Annotated in this window: 14 protein-coding genes; 2 read left to right on the forward strand and 12 right to left on the reverse strand. The window is 59.9% G+C overall.

What is annotated here, in order from left to right; all coding sequences use genetic code 11:
* Positions 1-34: 34 nt before the first annotated feature.
* Positions 35-1435 (reverse strand): glutamate--tRNA ligase, encoded by a 1401-nt coding sequence (gene gltX / locus ACR0L4_RS02925; protein ID WP_480510450.1) that lies wholly within the window; start codon positions 1433-1435, stop codon positions 35-37.
* Between the two features lie 78 nt (positions 1436-1513).
* Between gltX and ACR0L4_RS02930 the strand changes: the two genes are divergently transcribed.
* Entirely contained in the window at positions 1514-3562 is a 2049-nt protein-coding gene (locus ACR0L4_RS02930; protein ID WP_480510452.1) for a ComEC/Rec2 family competence protein, read from the forward strand.
* Here the strand turns inward: ACR0L4_RS02930 and lexA are convergent.
* The 6 genes from lexA to ACR0L4_RS02960 form a co-directional block, all read right to left on the reverse strand.
* Entirely contained in the window at positions 3559-4257 is a 699-nt protein-coding gene (gene lexA / locus ACR0L4_RS02935) for a transcriptional repressor LexA (protein ID WP_480510454.1), read from the reverse strand. The two genes, ACR0L4_RS02930 and lexA, sit on opposite strands and share 4 nt — an antisense overlap.
* A 78-nt stretch (positions 4258-4335) precedes the next feature.
* Entirely contained in the window at positions 4336-5508 is a 1173-nt protein-coding gene (locus ACR0L4_RS02940; protein ID WP_480510456.1) for a molybdopterin molybdotransferase MoeA, read from the reverse strand.
* Entirely contained in the window at positions 5505-5978 is a 474-nt protein-coding gene (gene moaC, locus ACR0L4_RS02945; RefSeq protein ID WP_480510458.1) for a cyclic pyranopterin monophosphate synthase MoaC, read from the reverse strand. The genes ACR0L4_RS02940 and moaC overlap by 4 nt, the downstream gene beginning before the upstream one ends.
* Positions 5978-6790: an indole-3-glycerol phosphate synthase TrpC gene (trpC, locus tag ACR0L4_RS02950; protein WP_480510460.1), complete on the reverse strand. Its 813-nt coding sequence runs from the start codon at positions 6788-6790 to the stop codon at positions 5978-5980. Before trpC ends, moaC begins: the two co-directional genes overlap by 1 nt.
* The gene (gene trpD, locus ACR0L4_RS02955) at positions 6787-7806 is read right to left on the reverse strand and encodes an anthranilate phosphoribosyltransferase (protein WP_480510462.1); all 1020 of its coding nucleotides are present in this window, start codon (positions 7804-7806) and stop codon (positions 6787-6789) included. The genes trpC and trpD overlap by 4 nt, the downstream gene beginning before the upstream one ends.
* Positions 7803-8384, reverse strand: coding sequence for an aminodeoxychorismate/anthranilate synthase component II (locus ACR0L4_RS02960; protein WP_170748730.1), 582 nt, complete (start codon positions 8382-8384; stop codon positions 7803-7805). Before ACR0L4_RS02960 ends, trpD begins: the two co-directional genes overlap by 4 nt.
* Before the next feature lie 196 nt (positions 8385-8580).
* On the opposite strand from ACR0L4_RS02960, the gene ACR0L4_RS02965 reads away from it, so the two are divergent.
* Positions 8581-9999: a divergent polysaccharide deacetylase family protein gene (locus ACR0L4_RS02965; RefSeq protein ID WP_480510464.1), complete on the forward strand. Its 1419-nt coding sequence runs from the start codon at positions 8581-8583 to the stop codon at positions 9997-9999.
* A 54-nt stretch (positions 10000-10053) separates the two neighbouring features.
* Here the strand turns inward: ACR0L4_RS02965 and trpE are convergent, their stop codons facing one another.
* The 5 genes from trpE to fabI form a co-directional block, all read right to left on the reverse strand.
* The gene (gene trpE, locus ACR0L4_RS02970) at positions 10054-11565 is read right to left on the reverse strand and encodes an anthranilate synthase component I (RefSeq protein WP_480510466.1); all 1512 of its coding nucleotides are present in this window, start codon (positions 11563-11565) and stop codon (positions 10054-10056) included.
* An 11-nt stretch (positions 11566-11576) separates the two neighbouring features.
* Positions 11577-13418 (reverse strand): SurA N-terminal domain-containing protein, encoded by a 1842-nt coding sequence (locus ACR0L4_RS02975; protein WP_480510468.1) that lies wholly within the window; start codon positions 13416-13418, stop codon positions 11577-11579.
* A gap of 68 nt (positions 13419-13486) precedes the next feature.
* Positions 13487-14662, reverse strand: a complete 1176-nt coding sequence (locus ACR0L4_RS02980) for an aminotransferase (protein ID WP_480510470.1) — start codon at positions 14660-14662, stop codon at positions 13487-13489.
* A 52-nt stretch (positions 14663-14714) separates the two neighbouring features.
* Positions 14715-15224: a xanthine phosphoribosyltransferase gene (gene gpt / locus ACR0L4_RS02985; RefSeq protein WP_170748734.1), complete on the reverse strand. Its 510-nt coding sequence runs from the start codon at positions 15222-15224 to the stop codon at positions 14715-14717.
* A gap of 4 nt (positions 15225-15228) precedes the next feature.
* A complete protein-coding gene (fabI, locus tag ACR0L4_RS02990) occupies positions 15229-16035 on the reverse strand; it encodes an enoyl-ACP reductase FabI (RefSeq protein ID WP_480510473.1) in 807 nt (268 codons plus the stop codon).
* Positions 16036-16050: the final 15 nt, after the last annotated feature.

Genomic DNA, 16050 nt, shown 5'->3' on the forward strand with positions numbered 1-16050 from the left:
GCGGTGCAGCGTTACCCGATTATGAAGTTAGGGTTTATTCCGCTGCTTCAGAAAGCCGCGCCAGAGTTTCATCTCGTCCCAGCACAAGCATCATGTCAAAAACCGAAGGTGTCACCGCCCGACCGGCCAGAGCGGCCCGAAGAGGCCCCGCCAGCTTGCCGAACTTGAGTTCCCGTGCTTCAGCAAAGGAATTCAAAGCCTCCTCCAGCTCGTTCCGGGACCAGCTAGCATTTTGCAGCTGCGGCGTCAATTCTCTCAGTATACCATCGGATACAGATGACAGGGCCTTTTCCGCTTTCTCGTCCCGCGCAATGGGGCGAGACGTTAGAATAAAATGAGCTTTTTCAAGTAACTCTGGGAAAGTACGTGCACGATCCTTGAGGCAGTACATTGCGCGAAAAAGATCACTCGATTGTGTCTCTGTCAGAGCCGGCAGATCCGCTGCCGCTAGATATTTATCGATTTCTTGCTGCAACGCAGCATCATCCGAGATCGCAATATGCTGGCCGCACAGATTCTCGAGCTTTTTTAGATCGAAACGTGCCGGGCTTTTTCCGATGCCGCCGAGGTCGAACCATTCCCTGGCTTGCTTATCGGTGAAAAACTCGTCGTCTCCGTGGCTCCATCCCAAACGGGTCAGATAATTGCGCATACCGGCGGCGGGGTAGCCCATCGCCTGATATTCTTGCGCGCCTAAGGCTCCGTGGCGTTTGGACAGTTTCTTGCCGTCCGGCCCGTGTATCAACGGGATATGGGCCCAGACAGGGACGTCCCAGCCCATCGCTTGATAGATCATCATCTGTCGGGCGGCGTTGTTCAGGTGATCGTCACCGCGAATAACATGGGTGACGCCCATGTCGTGATCATCGACAACAACCGCCAGCATGTAGACCGGTGTGCCATCCGAACGCAGCAGGACCATGTCATCCAATTGATCATTGCGGATGGTCACATCGCCCTGCACCTGATCGCGGATCACGGTCACGCCATCCTGAGGCGCCTTGATGCGGATCACAAATGGCGCGTCAGGGTGGGTCGCGGCATCCGCGTCGCGCCACGGGCTTCGAAACAGCGTCGATTTACCTTCGGCTCGGGCCTGTTCGCGGAATGCCGCGATTTCTTCCTGGGTCGAAAAGCATTTGTATGCCTTGCCCTCGGCTAAAAGGTTGTGCGCCACCTCGGCATGCCGCGCGGCCCCTTCGAACTGGCTGATCACATCGCCATCATGGTCCAGGCCCAGCCATTCCATTCCCTGCAGAATCGCTGCCGTCGCCTCAGGGGTCGAGCGCTCGCGGTCGGTGTCCTCGATTCGCAGCAGGAACTTGCCACCACGCCCGCGCGCAAAGAGCCAGTTGAACAGCGCAGTGCGCGCGCCGCCGATGTGAAGAAAACCGGTAGGCGAAGGGGCAAAACGGGTGACGACCTTGTCGGACATTGTGTTGATTAACCTTTTGGTAACCGCGATGGGCGTAGCTTGGCGCCTGTCTAACGAGCCCGAAGGACGGGGGCAACCATGCGTGTTCTTGCACGGGCCCAGGCGGCGCTGCTGAACCAGACAGGGTTCTTGTTTCCCTGGTCACCGGTGTGTTTGGCCATGGGGATCGGCCTGTACTTTGGGCTGGGGTTCGAACCCGGATGGCAGGTCTATCTGGGCCTTGCCTGTACGGGTCTGAGTCTGATCGGCCTGTGCCGCGTATTGCCTGCGGGATGGGGATCGTTGGCAATCGGGGGGGCGCTGGTTGGTGTCGGCTTTTTGCTGGCGGGGGCCCGCGCCCATACGGTGGCGGAACCGGTTCTGTCATGGCGATACTACGGCCCTGTCGAGGGGAGGGTCGTCGCCCTGGACCGGTCTGCCTCGGATGCGCTGCGACTGACGTTGGATCAGGTGCGGGTAGGGGACGTGCCTGAACACCGACGACCGCAGCGCATCCGTCTTTCTGTTCATTCTCAGGTGGGACCGATTGCGCCGGGCCAGCGCATCATGACCACCGCCCATCTGTCGCCCCCGCAAGGCCCGGTCGAGCCCGGAGGCTTTGATTTCCGCCGCCATGCCTGGTTTCAGGGGTTGGGCGCTGTCGGCTATACGCGTGTTCCTGTCATGACCATCGCGCCCCCTCAGGATGCGCTGAAAGGCGTTCGGATCACCGCGATCAGAATGGCGATTTCCGAACACGTGCGCGCTCTTCTGCCCGGTGAGGTCGGCGGTTTCGCAGCCGCCGTCACCACCGGCGACCGCAGTGGAATGGGGCAGGAGGCACTCGGGTCTCTACGGGCCTCGAACCTGGCACATCTTCTGGCGATTTCTGGTCTGCATATGGGGCTTTTGACAGGATTTGTCTTTGTTGCGTGTCGGATCGGTCTGTCCGCAATCCCGGCGTTGGCCCTGCGCGCGCCGGTGCGCAAACTTGCGGCGGGTTGCGCGCTGGTGGCCGCGGTGATTTACCTGATGTTGTCCGGGGGCAATGTGGCCACCGAACGTGCCTTTGTCATGGTCAGCGTCATGCTGGGCGCTGTTCTGTTTGACCGGCGCGCGATCTCGCTTCGGGCCGTTGCTGTCGCCGCGCTGATTGTCCTGACCCTGCGCCCCGAAACGCTGTTGAGCCCCGGTTTCCAGATGTCATTTGCCGCGACCACAGCGCTGGTTGCCGTGTTCGGCGCCCTGCGCAAATTTGGTCCCACCCCCGGACCAAAATGGTTCCGTCCCGTGGTCGGTGTGCTCATGTCTTCCGCCATTGCGGGCCTTGCGACGGCGCCGATCGGGGCTGCTCATTTCAATACGATGTCGCATTACGGGTTGCTGGCAAACTTGCTGTCCGTTCCGGTTATGGGATCCGTTGTGGTGCCCTCGGCAGTGGTGGCCGCTTTGTTGGCTCCGTTTGGGCTCGAGTGGATTGCGTTGCACGTAATGGGTGCCGGGCTACGCTGGATTCTGATGATTGCGGATTGGGTTTCCGGTCTTGGCGGTGCGCAAAGCTACGTGGTCAGCCCGCCCTGGTTCGTTCTGCCTCTGATCGCATTTGGGGCGCTTTGGCTTGCCCTGTGGCAGGGTCGTGCGCGGTGGATCGGTCTGGCACCGGTCACACTGGCGTTTCTGATGTGGTCGTCTGGCCAGCGGCCCGAAGTCCTGATCGCTGAATCCGGTGGCTTGGTGGGTGTGATGACCGATCAGGGCCGGGCGCTGAGCAAAGAGAGGGGCAGCGGTTTCATAGCAGCCGTCTGGTTGGAGAACGATGGGGACGGGCAGGATCAGGGGCAGGCCGCCGCGCGATGGCCGGGAGAGGCCGACCTGATCCAACGCATTGTTTTGCAAGACAAGGAAGTCATACACATCACCGGAAAACGCGCCGCACTCGGGTTTTCCAAGTGCCATGAAAACCAGATCGTTGTGTCATCGGTGCCGCTGAATGTGGAAGGCGATTGCGGTTTGTTCGACCCGGACCGCTTGTCCCAAACGGGCAGCTTGTCGATCTCGGGTGACAAAATGATCTCGAGCGCGGATAAGACCGGCAACAGGTTGTGGTCCCCGAAATCGCACGGGAACCGATCGAAGCGGCAGAATTAGTATGTGCGGATCAACCCGACAAGTCGCCCCTGCACCTTAACCTTGTCTTCAGGCAGCACGCGCGTTTCATACGCTGGATTCGCGGCCTCGAGCGCAATGGCCTGACCGCGGCGGAAGAACCGTTTGAGTGTCGCCTCCTGATCCTCGACCAGTGCAACCACGATATCGCCGTTGTCAGCTGTCGATGTCTCACGGATCACGACAACGTCGCCATCGTTGATCCCGGCGTCGATCATCGAGTCGCCCCGAACCTCAAGCGCATAGTGTGATCCCTGACCCGAAACCATCGGGCCGGGCACCGCCACCCTGTGCGAGACATGGCTGATCGCTTCAATCGGAACGCCGGCGGCGATCCGTCCCATGACGGGCAGTTCCAGTGCGTCCACCGAGACGGGTTCGAAATTCGCAGGACGTGGACCTTCGGGTTTGTCCCCGTCAATAACGCGTGGGTTGAACCCCACTGTTGGCTCGCCCCCAAGGCTTTCGGGCAGTTTCACAATTTCTATGGCGCGGGCACGATGGGCCAGTCGTCGAATAAAACCACGCTCTTCCAGGGCGGTGATCAGCCGGTGGATTCCAGATTTTGATCGAAGGTCCAGCGCAGCTTTCATTTCGTCAAAGCTGGGCGGAACACCATCCGCCTGCACGCGTTTATGGATGAATTCCAGCAAATCCAACTGCTTCTTGGTCAGCATCGCTCACACCTCGTCGCTCATGCGTTTTCTTTTGTTCTACGCATGTTCACGTTTTGTGTCAACGAATTTGAGGATGTTCTACAGCGGCAGATAGTGAACCTTGGCTCCTGCAGGCAGCGCCGGGTCCTCGGGCGGGCGCACCAGCAGAGCATTGGCCTGGGCAAGGATACTCAGCAAGGAACTGTCCTGATCGGCGCAGGCGCGAATGCCATTTTCATCCACGACTGCACGCATGTAGTGTTCACGCGGGCCGTTGGCAGACAGCGGTTCGGCCAGTGTGGCCGTTTGAAACGGGGCAATGGCTGCATCCAACCCCAGCATGCGATGTACCAAGGGCACAAGGAATAGATATCCGCAAACCATTGCGCTGACAGGGTTTCCCGGCAGGCCGACCATCGCGGCGTCGCCCATGCGCCCGGCCATCAGCGGCTTACCGGGGCGCATTCGGATCTTGTAGAACGACCGCTCCATCCCCAGCGCCTCGGACACCTCAGATACCAGATCATAGTCGCCAACGGATGCCCCGCCGATTGTAACCACCAGATCCGCGCCTGCGGCCAGTCCAAAGGCGGTTTCAAGCGATGACACAGTGTCCTGCGCGATAGGCAGGATGCGGACATGGGCGCCGTGGCGTTCCAATAGAGCCTTCAGTCCGAAGGTATTCGATGCAATGATCTGATCCGGCCCGGGTGTCTCGCCGGGCATGACCAACTCGTTGCCCGTCGAAATCAGAGCGATCTGGGGCCGTCGCGCAACCGGCACCTGCGGGATATTCATAGCTGCCATCAGCGCCATATCCTCGGGGCGGATTACACGCGGAGCGGTGATTTTGGTGCCTTGGCCAAAATCAATGCCGGCAGGGCGGATGTTGGTCTTGGAACCGGGGGCGTCGGTGATTGTGATCAGATCGCCGCGCCGGTCGACATCTTCCTGAATGACAACAAAATCAGTGCCTTCGGGAACCGGGGCTCCGGTAAAGATGCGCACGGCTTGCCCTGGTCCAACTTGGCCGTCGAACCGTTTTCCGGCCGCCGCCTCACCCACAAGTTTGAACATGGCGTGAAGTTCGACTTCAGCCGCCTTGACCGCATACCCGTCCATCGACGATGCGGCGAAGGGTGGTTGATCCCGTGTCGCGACCACGTCCTCTGCCAGCACCCGGTTTGCAGAGTGCACAAGCGGCACCGTCTCGGCGGGCAGCGGAGAGACCAGATCGAACAACAGGGTGCGGGCGTCTTCGACCGAAATCATGTCGCCTCGTAACGCCCTGATTTACCACCGTCTTTCAGCAACACACGAATGCCGCCAATTTCCATCGCCTTATCGACCGCCTTGGTCATGTCATAGACGGTCAGCGCTGCGGTTGAGACGGCGGTCAGGGCCTCCATCTCAACCCCGGTCTGGCCCGAGGTCTTTACGGTCGCCTCGATCTGTACGCCCGGCAAGTCTGGATCCAGTTTCAGGTCCACAGCAACCTTGGTTACGGGCAGCGGATGGCAGAGCGGGATCAGATCGGGTGTTTTCTTGGCCCCCATGATCCCAGCAAGGCGCGCGATGCCCAGAACATCACCCTTCTTGGCGCGTCCTTCAGAGATCAGGTCGTATGTTGCCGGGGCCATCTTGATATGCCCGGCGGCCACAGCCACCCGGGCAGTGACTGCCTTGTCCGACACATCGACCATATGCGCCTGACCTTGCGCGTCAAAATGGGTGAGGGGCATCACATCACCCCGGGGATCAAAGGCTTGGACAGGATATGGCGGGTCGCGGCTGCCACATCATCCTGACGCATCAGGCTTTCGCCGATAAGAAAGCACCGCGCCCCATACCGGGCAATGTCGGCCAGATCGTCAGGCGTACCCAGACCGCTTTCGCAGACGATGGTCCGGTCGCCAGGCACCAGTTTCGACAAGCGCCGTGTCGTATCAAGTGTGGTCTCGAACGTCTTGAGATTGCGGTTGTTTATCCCGATCAGTGGGCTTTTCAGTTGGGAGGCGCGCTCAAGTTCGGCCTCGTCATGAACCTCGATCAGTACGTCCATGCCCCAATCAAAAGCGGTCTGTTCCAACTCGGCGGCCTGCGCATTCTCGACCGAGGCCATGATGATCAGAATGCAATCCGCATCCAAAGCGCGCGCTTCGACAACCTGATAGGGGTCGTACATGAAGTCCTTGCGCAAAGCGGGCAGGTTGGTGGCGGCCCGAGCAGCGGTCAGAAACTCTTTTGCCCCTTGAAAGCTGGGCGTGTCGGTCAGAACTGACAGACAGGCTGCGCCACCATCTTCGTAAGCCTTTGCCAGAACTGGCGGGTCGAAATCCGGGCGGATCAGACCTTTGGACGGGCTGGCTTTTTTGACTTCGGCTATCAGTCCATATCCGGTTCGCGATGCGGTATGCAATGCTTCAGCAAAGCCGCGCACTTCCGAGGCGTTGCGGGCTTCGCTTTCCAGGTCGGCCAGGGATTTTTGCGCCTTGTCCGCTGCAATTTCTTCCAGCTTGTAGGCCTTGATTTTGTCCAGAACAGTCTCGGTCATGCGGCTTCCTGTGTGATCCGCGCCAGGGCGGCTACTTTTTCTTTCGCTTTGCCACTGTCAATGCTTTCGGCAGCCATTTCAACACCTTCACGCAGATCCGTTGCGGCATCTGCGATGACCAGTGCGGCCGCCGAGTTCAAAAGAACCGCATCGCGATAGGCCGATGATGCGCCTTCCAGCAACGCGCGGAAGGCGACGGCATTTTCCTCGGGTGTGCCGCCGATGATGTCTTCGAACGGGTGAACGGGCAGGCCCGCGTCTTCTGGGTGCAACTCAACCTGTTTGACAGTGTCATCTTCCAGCGCGGCGACCCAGCTGATGCCCGTGATGGTCAACTCATCTGTGCCGTCCGAGCCATGGACAAGCCATGCCCGATCCGATCCCAAAAGACCCAGTGTTTCGGCCATCGGACGGATCAACTCGCGGCTGAAGGCCCCGGTCAGCTGACGTTTGACGCCCGCAGGGTTGGTCAGTGGCCCAAGGATGTTGAAGATCGTGCGGGTCCCAAGTTCTTGCCGGGTGGGCATCACATGGGCAATCGCCGGGTGGTGCATGGGGGCCATCATGAAGCAGATGCCAGCCTCATTCAATGCGTTTTCAACAACTTGCGGGCCAACCATCACGTTGATCCCCATCTGGGATTGAAGGTCAGCTGTACCGGATTTCGAGCTGAGGTTCCGGTTGCCATGCTTGGCAACGGCAACGCCTGCACCGGCAACCACGAAGGCGGTTGCCGTTGAAATGTTCAGCGTGTGTTTGCCGTCACCCCCCGTACCCACGATATCCATCGCGCCTGCCGGAGCATTCACAGCGTTGCACTTGGCGCGCATGACAGCGGCGGCGGCAGCGTACTCATCCACGGTTTCGCCGCGCGTGCGCATCGCCATCAGCAGTCCGCCGATCTGGCTGGGCGTGGCTTCGCCATCGAACAGGATGGCAAAAGCCTGTTCCGCCTCGGCACGGGTCAGGGGTCGATCAGCGGATGCGCCAATCAACGGTTTCAGCGCGTCGCTCATGCGGGGACTTTCAGTTCTTGCAGGAAGTTCTTGAGCAGGGCGTGGCCATGCTCGGATGCAATGGATTCCGGGTGGAACTGGACACCGTGAATGGGCAGTTCCCTGTGCTGCAGACCCATGATGGTGCCGTCTTCCAACTCTGCCGTGATCTCAAGACAATTGGGCAATGTCTCACGTTCCACGATCAGGGAATGATAGCGGGTGGCCTCAAAAGGCGAAGGCAGCCCAGCGAAAACGCCTTTGCCTGTGTGCTCCATCGTGCCCATTTTGCCATGTACGATCTCATGGCAGCGGATCACCTTGCCGCCAAAGGCCTGACCTATGGTCTGATGGCCGAGGCACACGCCCAGTAGCGGCGTTTTTGTTTCGGCGGCGGCTTCTGTCAGGGCCAGGCAAATACCCGCCTGATCGGGGTCGCAGGGGCCAGGGCTCAGAAGGATACCGGCGGGGTTCATCGCCATGGCTTCCTGTACATCCAGCGCATCATTGCGGCGAATGACCATTTCGGCCCCAAGTTCGCCCAAGTAGTGCACGAGGTTGTAGGTAAACGAGTCGTAGTTGTCGATCAGCAGCAGCATGTGAACACTTGTCTTCGCTTGGGCATTTCAGGCTGGCGATGCAGCCCCGGGCCACGGTATAATGTCGGGACATACATGCTCAGGCTTGTGCGGCAGCGTCAAGAGGACATCCCGTTCTTGATATGCCATCGGGCTGAGCGCCGCAAAAGATGGCGCAGGACGGGCGAGGCAGAATATTAGGCGAAAGGCACGAGTAATGCGCGGATTTTTCGGAGGAATGGTCGCCGGGGCGGTCGTTGTTTTGATGCTGGGTGTGGTTGTGTCGTTGAACACACCGCTGGCCAACAGACCAGTTGTCACCACCCAAGCACCCGAACCAGCGGACGTTGAAACCCCCAGGGTGCCCGAGCAGATTGCCGAAACACCCTCGGATGCAGATCTTGTTGAATTGCCTCCCGCTGGGCCAAAACCCGCTGATGCGCCGGATGAACTGGCGGATTTGTCCGATTTGGATACGGTTCCAGACGAGCTGCCTGCGGTCATTGATCAGGGCGAGGGGTTGGAAGATCCGCAACGGCAAACGCAGTCAACGGTCACGGTGGTGACCGATGCACCTGCAGCGCCGCCTACACCCAGCGCGCCTTCGGCGACACCTGAGGAAGAGCCCGAACCGGTCGTTGTCGATGACACGCCAGAGCCGTCTGCAGAGACAGAAGAGGTTGCTGTGCTCCAACCCGAGCCAGAGTTGCCGTCACAGACTGCGCCGGAAGAGGCGGACACGGAACAGGAAAACCCGTTTGAAAACAGCCCGATTGCGGTCGAAGGGGACGAAGACGCTCTGCCGCGCAAGCTGCCAAAAATTGCCGCGCTGCCCCAGATTGGCGGCGAGGAGATCGCATCAACCAGAACGCTTGTTGGCAAGCGCATCCTGCCACTGACGGACCGCGACGACACGCCAACAGCGCCTGATGAAACGGACGATGCAGCCGCTTTGACCACCGGCAAGCCAATCGAGGACTATGCAGCCAGTTTCGACAATCCGGACGCCAAGCCGCTGATGTCGATCATCCTGATCGATGATGAGGGCGCGTTTGGGGCCGAAGCTTTGCAGGACTTTCCCTATCCAATCAGTTTTGCCGTCAGCCCCTCTGACCCGGATGCCGCCGACAAGATGGCCCGCCACCGGGCGGCCGGCTTCGAAGTGTTGGCTATGGCCGATCTTCCCGAAGCGGCAAGCGCGCAGGATGCCGAGGTCTCGCTTGCCGTCTGGCTGGATACTTTGTCGGAAACGGTTGGTATTCTCGAAGGCGTCGAGACAGGCATTCAGGGCAACCGCAAACTTGCCGATCAGGTTGCAGCCATTGCAGCCAATACAGGTCGGGGTCTGATCACACAGGATAACGGGCTGAATACAGTGCAGAAACTGGCCGCCCGCAACGGTATTCCGTCGGGCGTGGTGTTCCGCGATATCGATGGCGCGCGGCAGGATGCGAAGATCATGCGCCGGTTTCTCGATCAGGCGGCGTTCCGCGCGGGGCAGGAGGGCACAGTCGTGATGCTGGGCCGTGTGCGCCCCGAGACGATTTCGGCCTTGTTGCTATGGGGGCTTGAGGATCGCGACAACCGGGTTGCGATGGCCCCGATCTCGGCCGTGATGAAGCGGGTCGCACAGTAACGTTCATGACCAAGAAGACGGGCGGTGGATCGATGGATCAGCCGCCCTTTTTCTTTAACTGTTCCCTGTACCTGTAAACCGGGCCGCATCCGCCGCCGCGCGTCTGATGGCGTTGGATTTATGGACTGTTTCCATGTACTCGGCCTCGGGGTCGCTGTCGTAGACAACGCCTCCTCCAGCCTGAATGTACAATTTGTGATCCTTCACAATGGCGGTGCGCAGCGCGATGCACATATCCATGTCGCCACCTGCGCTGAAATAGCCAACACCACCACCGTAGACGCCGCGCTTTTCCGGCTCGAGCTCATCAATGATCTCCATCGCGCGCACTTTGGGCGCGCCCGAGACCGTTCCCGCAGGCATCCCGGCAAAAAAGGCGTCAAGCGCGTCTTTATCCTCGGCCAGTTCCCCGACCACGTTGGACACAATGTGCATGACGTGACTGTAGCGCTCGATGATAAACTCTTCGGTCGGACGCACAGTGCCGATCTTGGCAACGCGCCCTGTGTCGTTGCGGCCCAGATCCAGCAGCATCAGGTGCTCTGCCAGTTCTTTTTTATCAGCCATCAGATCGAGTTCGTTGGCCTTGTCTTCTTCCGGGGTCGCCCCACGCGGACGTGTGCCCGCGATTGGCCGGATCGTCACCTCATTGCCAAAGACACGCACCAGAATTTCGGGGCTTGCGCCCACGACCTGAAAACCGCCGAAGTTAAAGTAGAACATGAAAGGCGACGGGTTGGTGCGTCGCAACGACCTGTAGAGGGCAAAGGGTGGCAGCGGGAAGTCCTGTGTCCAGCGCTGTGCTGGCACGACCTGAAAGATGTCGCCTGCGCAGATGTATTCCTTGGCCTTTTCGACCGCGCCCATGTAGCCGGATTTGGTGAAGTTCGATACCGGCGGGGCGACCTCATGCGCGTCACCCAGATCCCGGGTCTCGGCGGGCATGGCGCGTTCCAGATCGCGCACCGCGTCCATCACGCGCTCGGCGGCTTGTGCATAGGCGGCCTTGGCAGATTGAGCCTCGCTGACCCAGGCCGGAGAAACCACGGTCACTTCCCCTTTTACACCATCCAGTACAGCGATAACCGACGGGCGCAACATGATCGCATCAGGCAGGCCAAGCGGATCAGGGTTCACATCGGGCAGGTACTCGACCAGCCGCACCATATCATAGCCCAGATAGCCGAACAGTCCCGCCGCCGCCTGTGGCAGGTCGTCGGGCAGGGCGATCCGGCTTTCGGCCAGCAAGGCCCGCAGATTGTCCATCGGATTGCCGTCTTGCGGTGCGAAAGCCTCGGCATCAAACCGGGCCGAGCGGTTCAGTTCGGACTGTTCCCCCCGGCAGCGCCAGATCAGGTCGGGCTTCATTCCGATGATCGAATACCGCCCGCGCACTTCGCCGCCGGTCACGGATTCCAGTACAAAGGCGTCCTTTTGCGCGCCGGTCAGTTTCAGCATCAGCGAAACCGGCGTGTCGAGGTCCGCCGCAAGGCGCGTATAGACGACCTGATTCTCGCCCGCCTCATAGGCGCGCGCAAAACTGTCGAATTCGGGTGTCAGGGCCATCTGCGTCTCGTTCAGTAACTCGCCTGCACGGCGTTCAGGGCCTGCTGGTCAATCACCGGGCGGGCGCGGGTCTGGGCATCGCGTACAAACGCGTCAAAGATGTTCTGGGCCAATGCCTGATCCATCTGGGCTGAAAGCGCCTGTTGCAACTGGCGCAGTTCGTCGGTTTCAGCCGGGGGCAATACCTCGTCCAGCCGCACAATCAGGGCCGAACCTTCACCACCGATAACGCGAAGCTCGTCAGGTTCCATTTCAAAAACCTCGGCCATGAAATCAGCCGGTACGTCGTCCAGAAAGGCTGTCCGGGTCAGGGCGTTTTCGACACGAAACGGCAAGCCGGTGGCGGTGAAATCGCCATCTGTGGCCAGTTCGGTCAAAACCGAGTTTGCCTGTTCCTGCAGAACTCTTGCGGTTTCGGCCTGTACCCAGGCTGCTGCGACGCGATCCCGGGCGCTGTCCAGCGGCTCGGGGCGGGGGGCAAGCTCTTCATTCAGGCGCAGCGCAAAGATCGAGCCGTCTTCGAGGAAATCGATCTCGGGGAAGTCGCCTTCGCGTACCGCCTCGGCAGCACTGCGGAAGCCGTCATAGGCTGCGACGCCCTCATCACTGTTGCGGGTCCAATCCATCTGGCCCAATTCCATTTCGGTCTCTTGGGCCAACTCTTCCAGGGTTGCGCCACCGGCCAGCATGTCGTTGATGTCTTCCGATTGCGCCTCGATCAGGCGGCGGGCGCGGTCCGAGGCCAACTCTGCCCGCAGGGTCGGCTCGGCGTCTTCGAATGGCACGTTGTTTGCAGCCAGCGACCCATTGATGCGAAACAGAGCCGGGCCGAACACCGATGGCAGAGGGCCAACCACGCTATCCAGATCGGCGGCAAAGACAGCATCTGCCGCGTCCCCCAAGTCCTCACGCGTCACGTCACCCAGATCAATATCGCCAAGCTCCAGCTCGCGCGCGCGCACCAGTTGCTCGAATGTGGTGCCACCGACTTCAAGCTGCGCCTTGGCGTCGTTTGCCGCTTCTTCGCTGGGAAAGTTCAACCGTTCCACAAGGCGACGTTCGGGCTGCTGATACTCTGCCGAGCGCTCTTCGTAGAGGCGACGCAGAGAATCGCTGTCAACTTCGACCTCATCCACCAGCATCGCAGGCGACAGGATCGCATAGGTCAGGCGTTTGGTTCGAGGTAGGGTGAACTGGTTCTGGTTTTCATCATAGTAGACTTGGATCTGGTCGTCAGTCGGATCGGCCACTGGTGTTTCCAACGCGTCCGCGCCTACGGTCGCCACGGTAAAGCTGCGGCGCGCGCCGATGTAGTCTGTCAGAGTGTCCGTCAGGGTGCTGGGCATCTGAACGCCGCCCATCAGAGCGCCCTGCACGATAGTGCGCGAGGATTCCTTGCGCAAATCCGATTCGAACTCGGAATCTGTCATGCCGATCTGTTCAAGTTGGAAACGATACGCCTCACGGTCGAACGTGCCATTGACGCCCTGAAAAGCGGGGATCGAAACGATATCCTGCTGCAGGTTTTCATCGCCGATCGAAATGCCCAGCTGTCCGACTTCGTTGTCGAGCGCAGCCAACGCGGTCAGGCGTGACAAGGCCAGCTGTTCCAATCCCAGTGCGCGGGCCTGAGACATCTGCATGGCCTGACCGGTTTGCGCCTCAACCGCGCGAATCTCACGTTGCAATTCGCGCACGTAGGCGTCGACCGAGATGCTCTCGTCCCCGACCTGGGCGACCGTGCGAATGGTGCCGGTCAGGCTGGTGGCGCCAAAGCCTGCGAGACCCACAAACAGCAGGCCCATCAGAATCCAGACAAAGGTTTTCGAAAGACTGTTTTTGCCTGCGGCCATGGTGCCCTCTTACTGCTTGTCTTGTCGGTTGCGGCCCTGAATACGACGCGCACCGCCGGGGGGCAAGCTTAGAAGGACAGGGCCTGCAACCGGTCGAACAATTGGGCGATCCCAGCCCGATCCAGATTGGCGAATGCAATGCGCACCTGCCGTTTTCCAGCTGGATCATGGTCGGGCATGAACATGGTGCCGGGCAACAGCAGCACACCTGCCTCGGGCACCAGTCGACGGGCCAGTTCGTCAGATGGGATCTCGAATGGGTGTTCGAGATAGGCAAAATAGGCGCCCAAACCCAGCAGACGCCAACCCTTGGCCTCGAGTTTTGGCATGCCTTCGGCAATCGCGGCGCGCCGGTCGAGGATTTCGTCGCGCTCTCCGGCCAGCCACTGCGAAAGATTCTGCATGCCCCAAAGGGCTGCGAACTGTCCGATCTGACCGGGGCAGATGGCAACAGTGTCCAGAAACTTTTCGGTTTCGGCCAACAGGGCGGTGCCCGTTGCAATGGCCCCCACACGATGCCCGGTCAGCCGGTAGGCTTTGGAAAATGAATAGAGATGCACCAATGTTTCATCCCAGCCGGGGTTCTGAAACAAATCATGTGGCGGGCCGCTGCGACTGTCGAAATCGCGGTAGGTCTCATCCACAAGCAAGCGGATGCCTGTCTCGCGTGCCAGATCGTAGAAGGCACGGACCAGCTCAGCAGGGTATTCAACGCCGCCGGGGTTATTGGGTGTGACCAAAGCAATCGCGCGCGTCTTGTCCGTGATCAGCACACGCGCTGCGTCTGGGTCGGGCAGCAGATCATCACCAGTGGGCAGATCAACGGCCTGCACACCGGCCATGTCCAGCCACATCTTGTGATTGAAGTACCACGGCGTTGGCAGAATGACCTCGTCCCCTTGGCCGGTGATGGCCGTGATCACAGCCGAGAACGCCTGATTGCAGCCCGATGTGATGGCGATATGAGCTGGATGCACCTCGCCTGCATAGTGGTCACTGATCTGCGCCGCCAGTTCCGCGCGCAGATCATCATTGCCCAGAACCGGGCCGTAAAGATGGGCATTGTCGTCCGAGATCGCGAACTCGGCCATCGCCTGACGCAGCGCCAAAGGGGGCGGATCGACAGGCGCTGCCTGACTGACATTGATCAACGGTCGGTCGGCGGGAAACTTCACGCCATCCAGCCAACGCCGCGCCTCCATGACCGGAGGGGCGAAGGTGGCGGCGGTCCGGGTCAGGCTCATTCGGCGCTCCTGAAAGTTTCAGAGTGGGCAGGGTGCGTGCAGCAAGACGCAATCAGTCGGTGCCGCGATAAGGCTCGACATATTGCAGCGCCATGTCCCACGGGAAAAAGATCCATGTGTCCTGGCTGACCTCGGTGATGAAGGTGTTCACCATCGGGCGCCCCTTTGGTTTGGCGTAAACTGTTGCAAAATGCGCCTTGGGGTACATCGCGCGCACCAGTTCAAGGGTTTTGCCGCTGTCGACCAGATCATCGACGACCAGAATACCTTCGCCATCGCCCATCAGCGCGGCATCAGGCGCTTTCAGAACTTCGGCCTCACCCTGTTCCTGATGGTGATACGAGCGTACACTGATCGTATCGACGGTTCGGATATCCAGTTCACGGCTGACGATCATGGCCGGGGCCATTCCGCCCCGGGTGATGGCAACAACAGCGCGCCAGGCCCCATCATCCGGACCTTGGCCATCCAGTCGCCACGCCAGCGCGCGCGAGTCGCGGTGAATCTGATCCCAGCTGATGTGAAAGCCTTTTTCGTGCGGCAGACGGTCCTTGGCGCTCATGCTCTTACCCTTTTTCAACGTCGGGGGCATCGACGGCCTTCATGCCAACGATATGATACCCTGAATCCACGTGCAGGTTTTCGCCCGTGACACCGCTGCTGAGGTCGGACAGCAGATAGAGCGCGGATTTACCCACATCTTCGATCGTCACATTGCGGCGAAGGGGCGAATTGTACTCGTTCCACTTCATGATGTAGCGGAAATCGCCGATACCACTTGCGGCGAGGGTCTTGATCGGACCGGCCGAGATCGAATTCACGCGAATACCGTCTTTGCCCAGATCTTCGGCCAGGTACTTGACCGACGCTTCCAGGGCGGCCTTGGCGACACCCATAACGTTATAGTGGGGCATGACCTGTTCGGCGCCGTAGTAGGTCAGGGTGATTGCGCTGCCGCCGTCGGACATCATCTTTTCGGCGCGCTGCATCACTGCTGTGAACGAATAAACCGAGATATCCATGGTCAGCTTGAAGTTCGCCCGGCTTGTATCGACATATCGACCGCGCAACTCGTTTTTGTCGGAAAACCCGATTGCATGAACGATGAAATCCAGTTTGCCCCACTTCTCTTCCAGAGAGGTGAAAAGAGCGTCGACAGAGGCCTCATCGCCGACGTCGCACGGCAGAACGATTTCGCTGCCCAGTTGTGCAGCCAGCGGATCGACACGTTTCTTGAGCGCGTCTCCCTGATAGGAAAAGGCCAGATCGGCCCCAGCATCGGACAAAGCGCGGGCGATTCCCCAAGCGATTGATTTGTCATTGGCCAGTCCCATGATGAGGCCGCGTTTACCGGCCATCAACTGATTAGACATGTTAGGTTCTCCGCC

This window comes from Ruegeria sp. AB5 (assembly GCF_056542645.1).

What these genes read in the sequence shown, in the direction of transcription:
- trpE (WP_480510466.1), bottom strand. Translation starts at nt 11,565, where the DNA reads ATGGCCCTGACACCCGAATTCGACAGTTTTGCGCGCGCCTATGAGGCG.
- gltX (WP_480510450.1), bottom strand. Translation starts at nt 1,435, where the DNA reads ATGTCCGACAAGGTCGTCACCCGTTTTGCCCCTTCGCCTACCGGTTTT.
- lexA (WP_480510454.1), bottom strand. Translation starts at nt 4,257, where the DNA reads ATGCTGACCAAGAAGCAGTTGGATTTGCTGGAATTCATCCATAAACGC.
- ACR0L4_RS02980 (WP_480510470.1), bottom strand. Translation starts at nt 14,662, where the DNA reads ATGAGCCTGACCCGGACCGCCGCCACCTTCGCCCCTCCGGTCATGGAG.
- fabI (WP_480510473.1), bottom strand. Translation starts at nt 16,035, where the DNA reads ATGTCTAATCAGTTGATGGCCGGTAAACGCGGCCTCATCATGGGACTG.
- moaC (WP_480510458.1), bottom strand. Translation starts at nt 5,978, where the DNA reads ATGCCCCTCACCCATTTTGACGCGCAAGGTCAGGCGCATATGGTCGAT.
- trpC (WP_480510460.1), bottom strand. Translation starts at nt 6,790, where the DNA reads ATGACCGAGACTGTTCTGGACAAAATCAAGGCCTACAAGCTGGAAGAA.
- gpt (WP_170748734.1), bottom strand. Translation starts at nt 15,224, where the DNA reads ATGAGCGCCAAGGACCGTCTGCCGCACGAAAAAGGCTTTCACATCAGC.
- ACR0L4_RS02940 (WP_480510456.1), bottom strand. Translation starts at nt 5,508, where the DNA reads ATGATTTCGGTCGAAGACGCCCGCACCCTGTTGTTCGATCTGGTCTCT.
- ACR0L4_RS02930 (WP_480510452.1), top strand. Translation starts at nt 1,514, where the DNA reads ATGCGTGTTCTTGCACGGGCCCAGGCGGCGCTGCTGAACCAGACAGGG.
- ACR0L4_RS02965 (WP_480510464.1), top strand. Translation starts at nt 8,581, where the DNA reads ATGCGCGGATTTTTCGGAGGAATGGTCGCCGGGGCGGTCGTTGTTTTG.
- ACR0L4_RS02975 (WP_480510468.1), bottom strand. Translation starts at nt 13,418, where the DNA reads ATGGCCGCAGGCAAAAACAGTCTTTCGAAAACCTTTGTCTGGATTCTG.
- trpD (WP_480510462.1), bottom strand. Translation starts at nt 7,806, where the DNA reads ATGAGCGACGCGCTGAAACCGTTGATTGGCGCATCCGCTGATCGACCC.
- ACR0L4_RS02960 (WP_170748730.1), bottom strand. Translation starts at nt 8,384, where the DNA reads ATGCTGCTGCTGATCGACAACTACGACTCGTTTACCTACAACCTCGTG.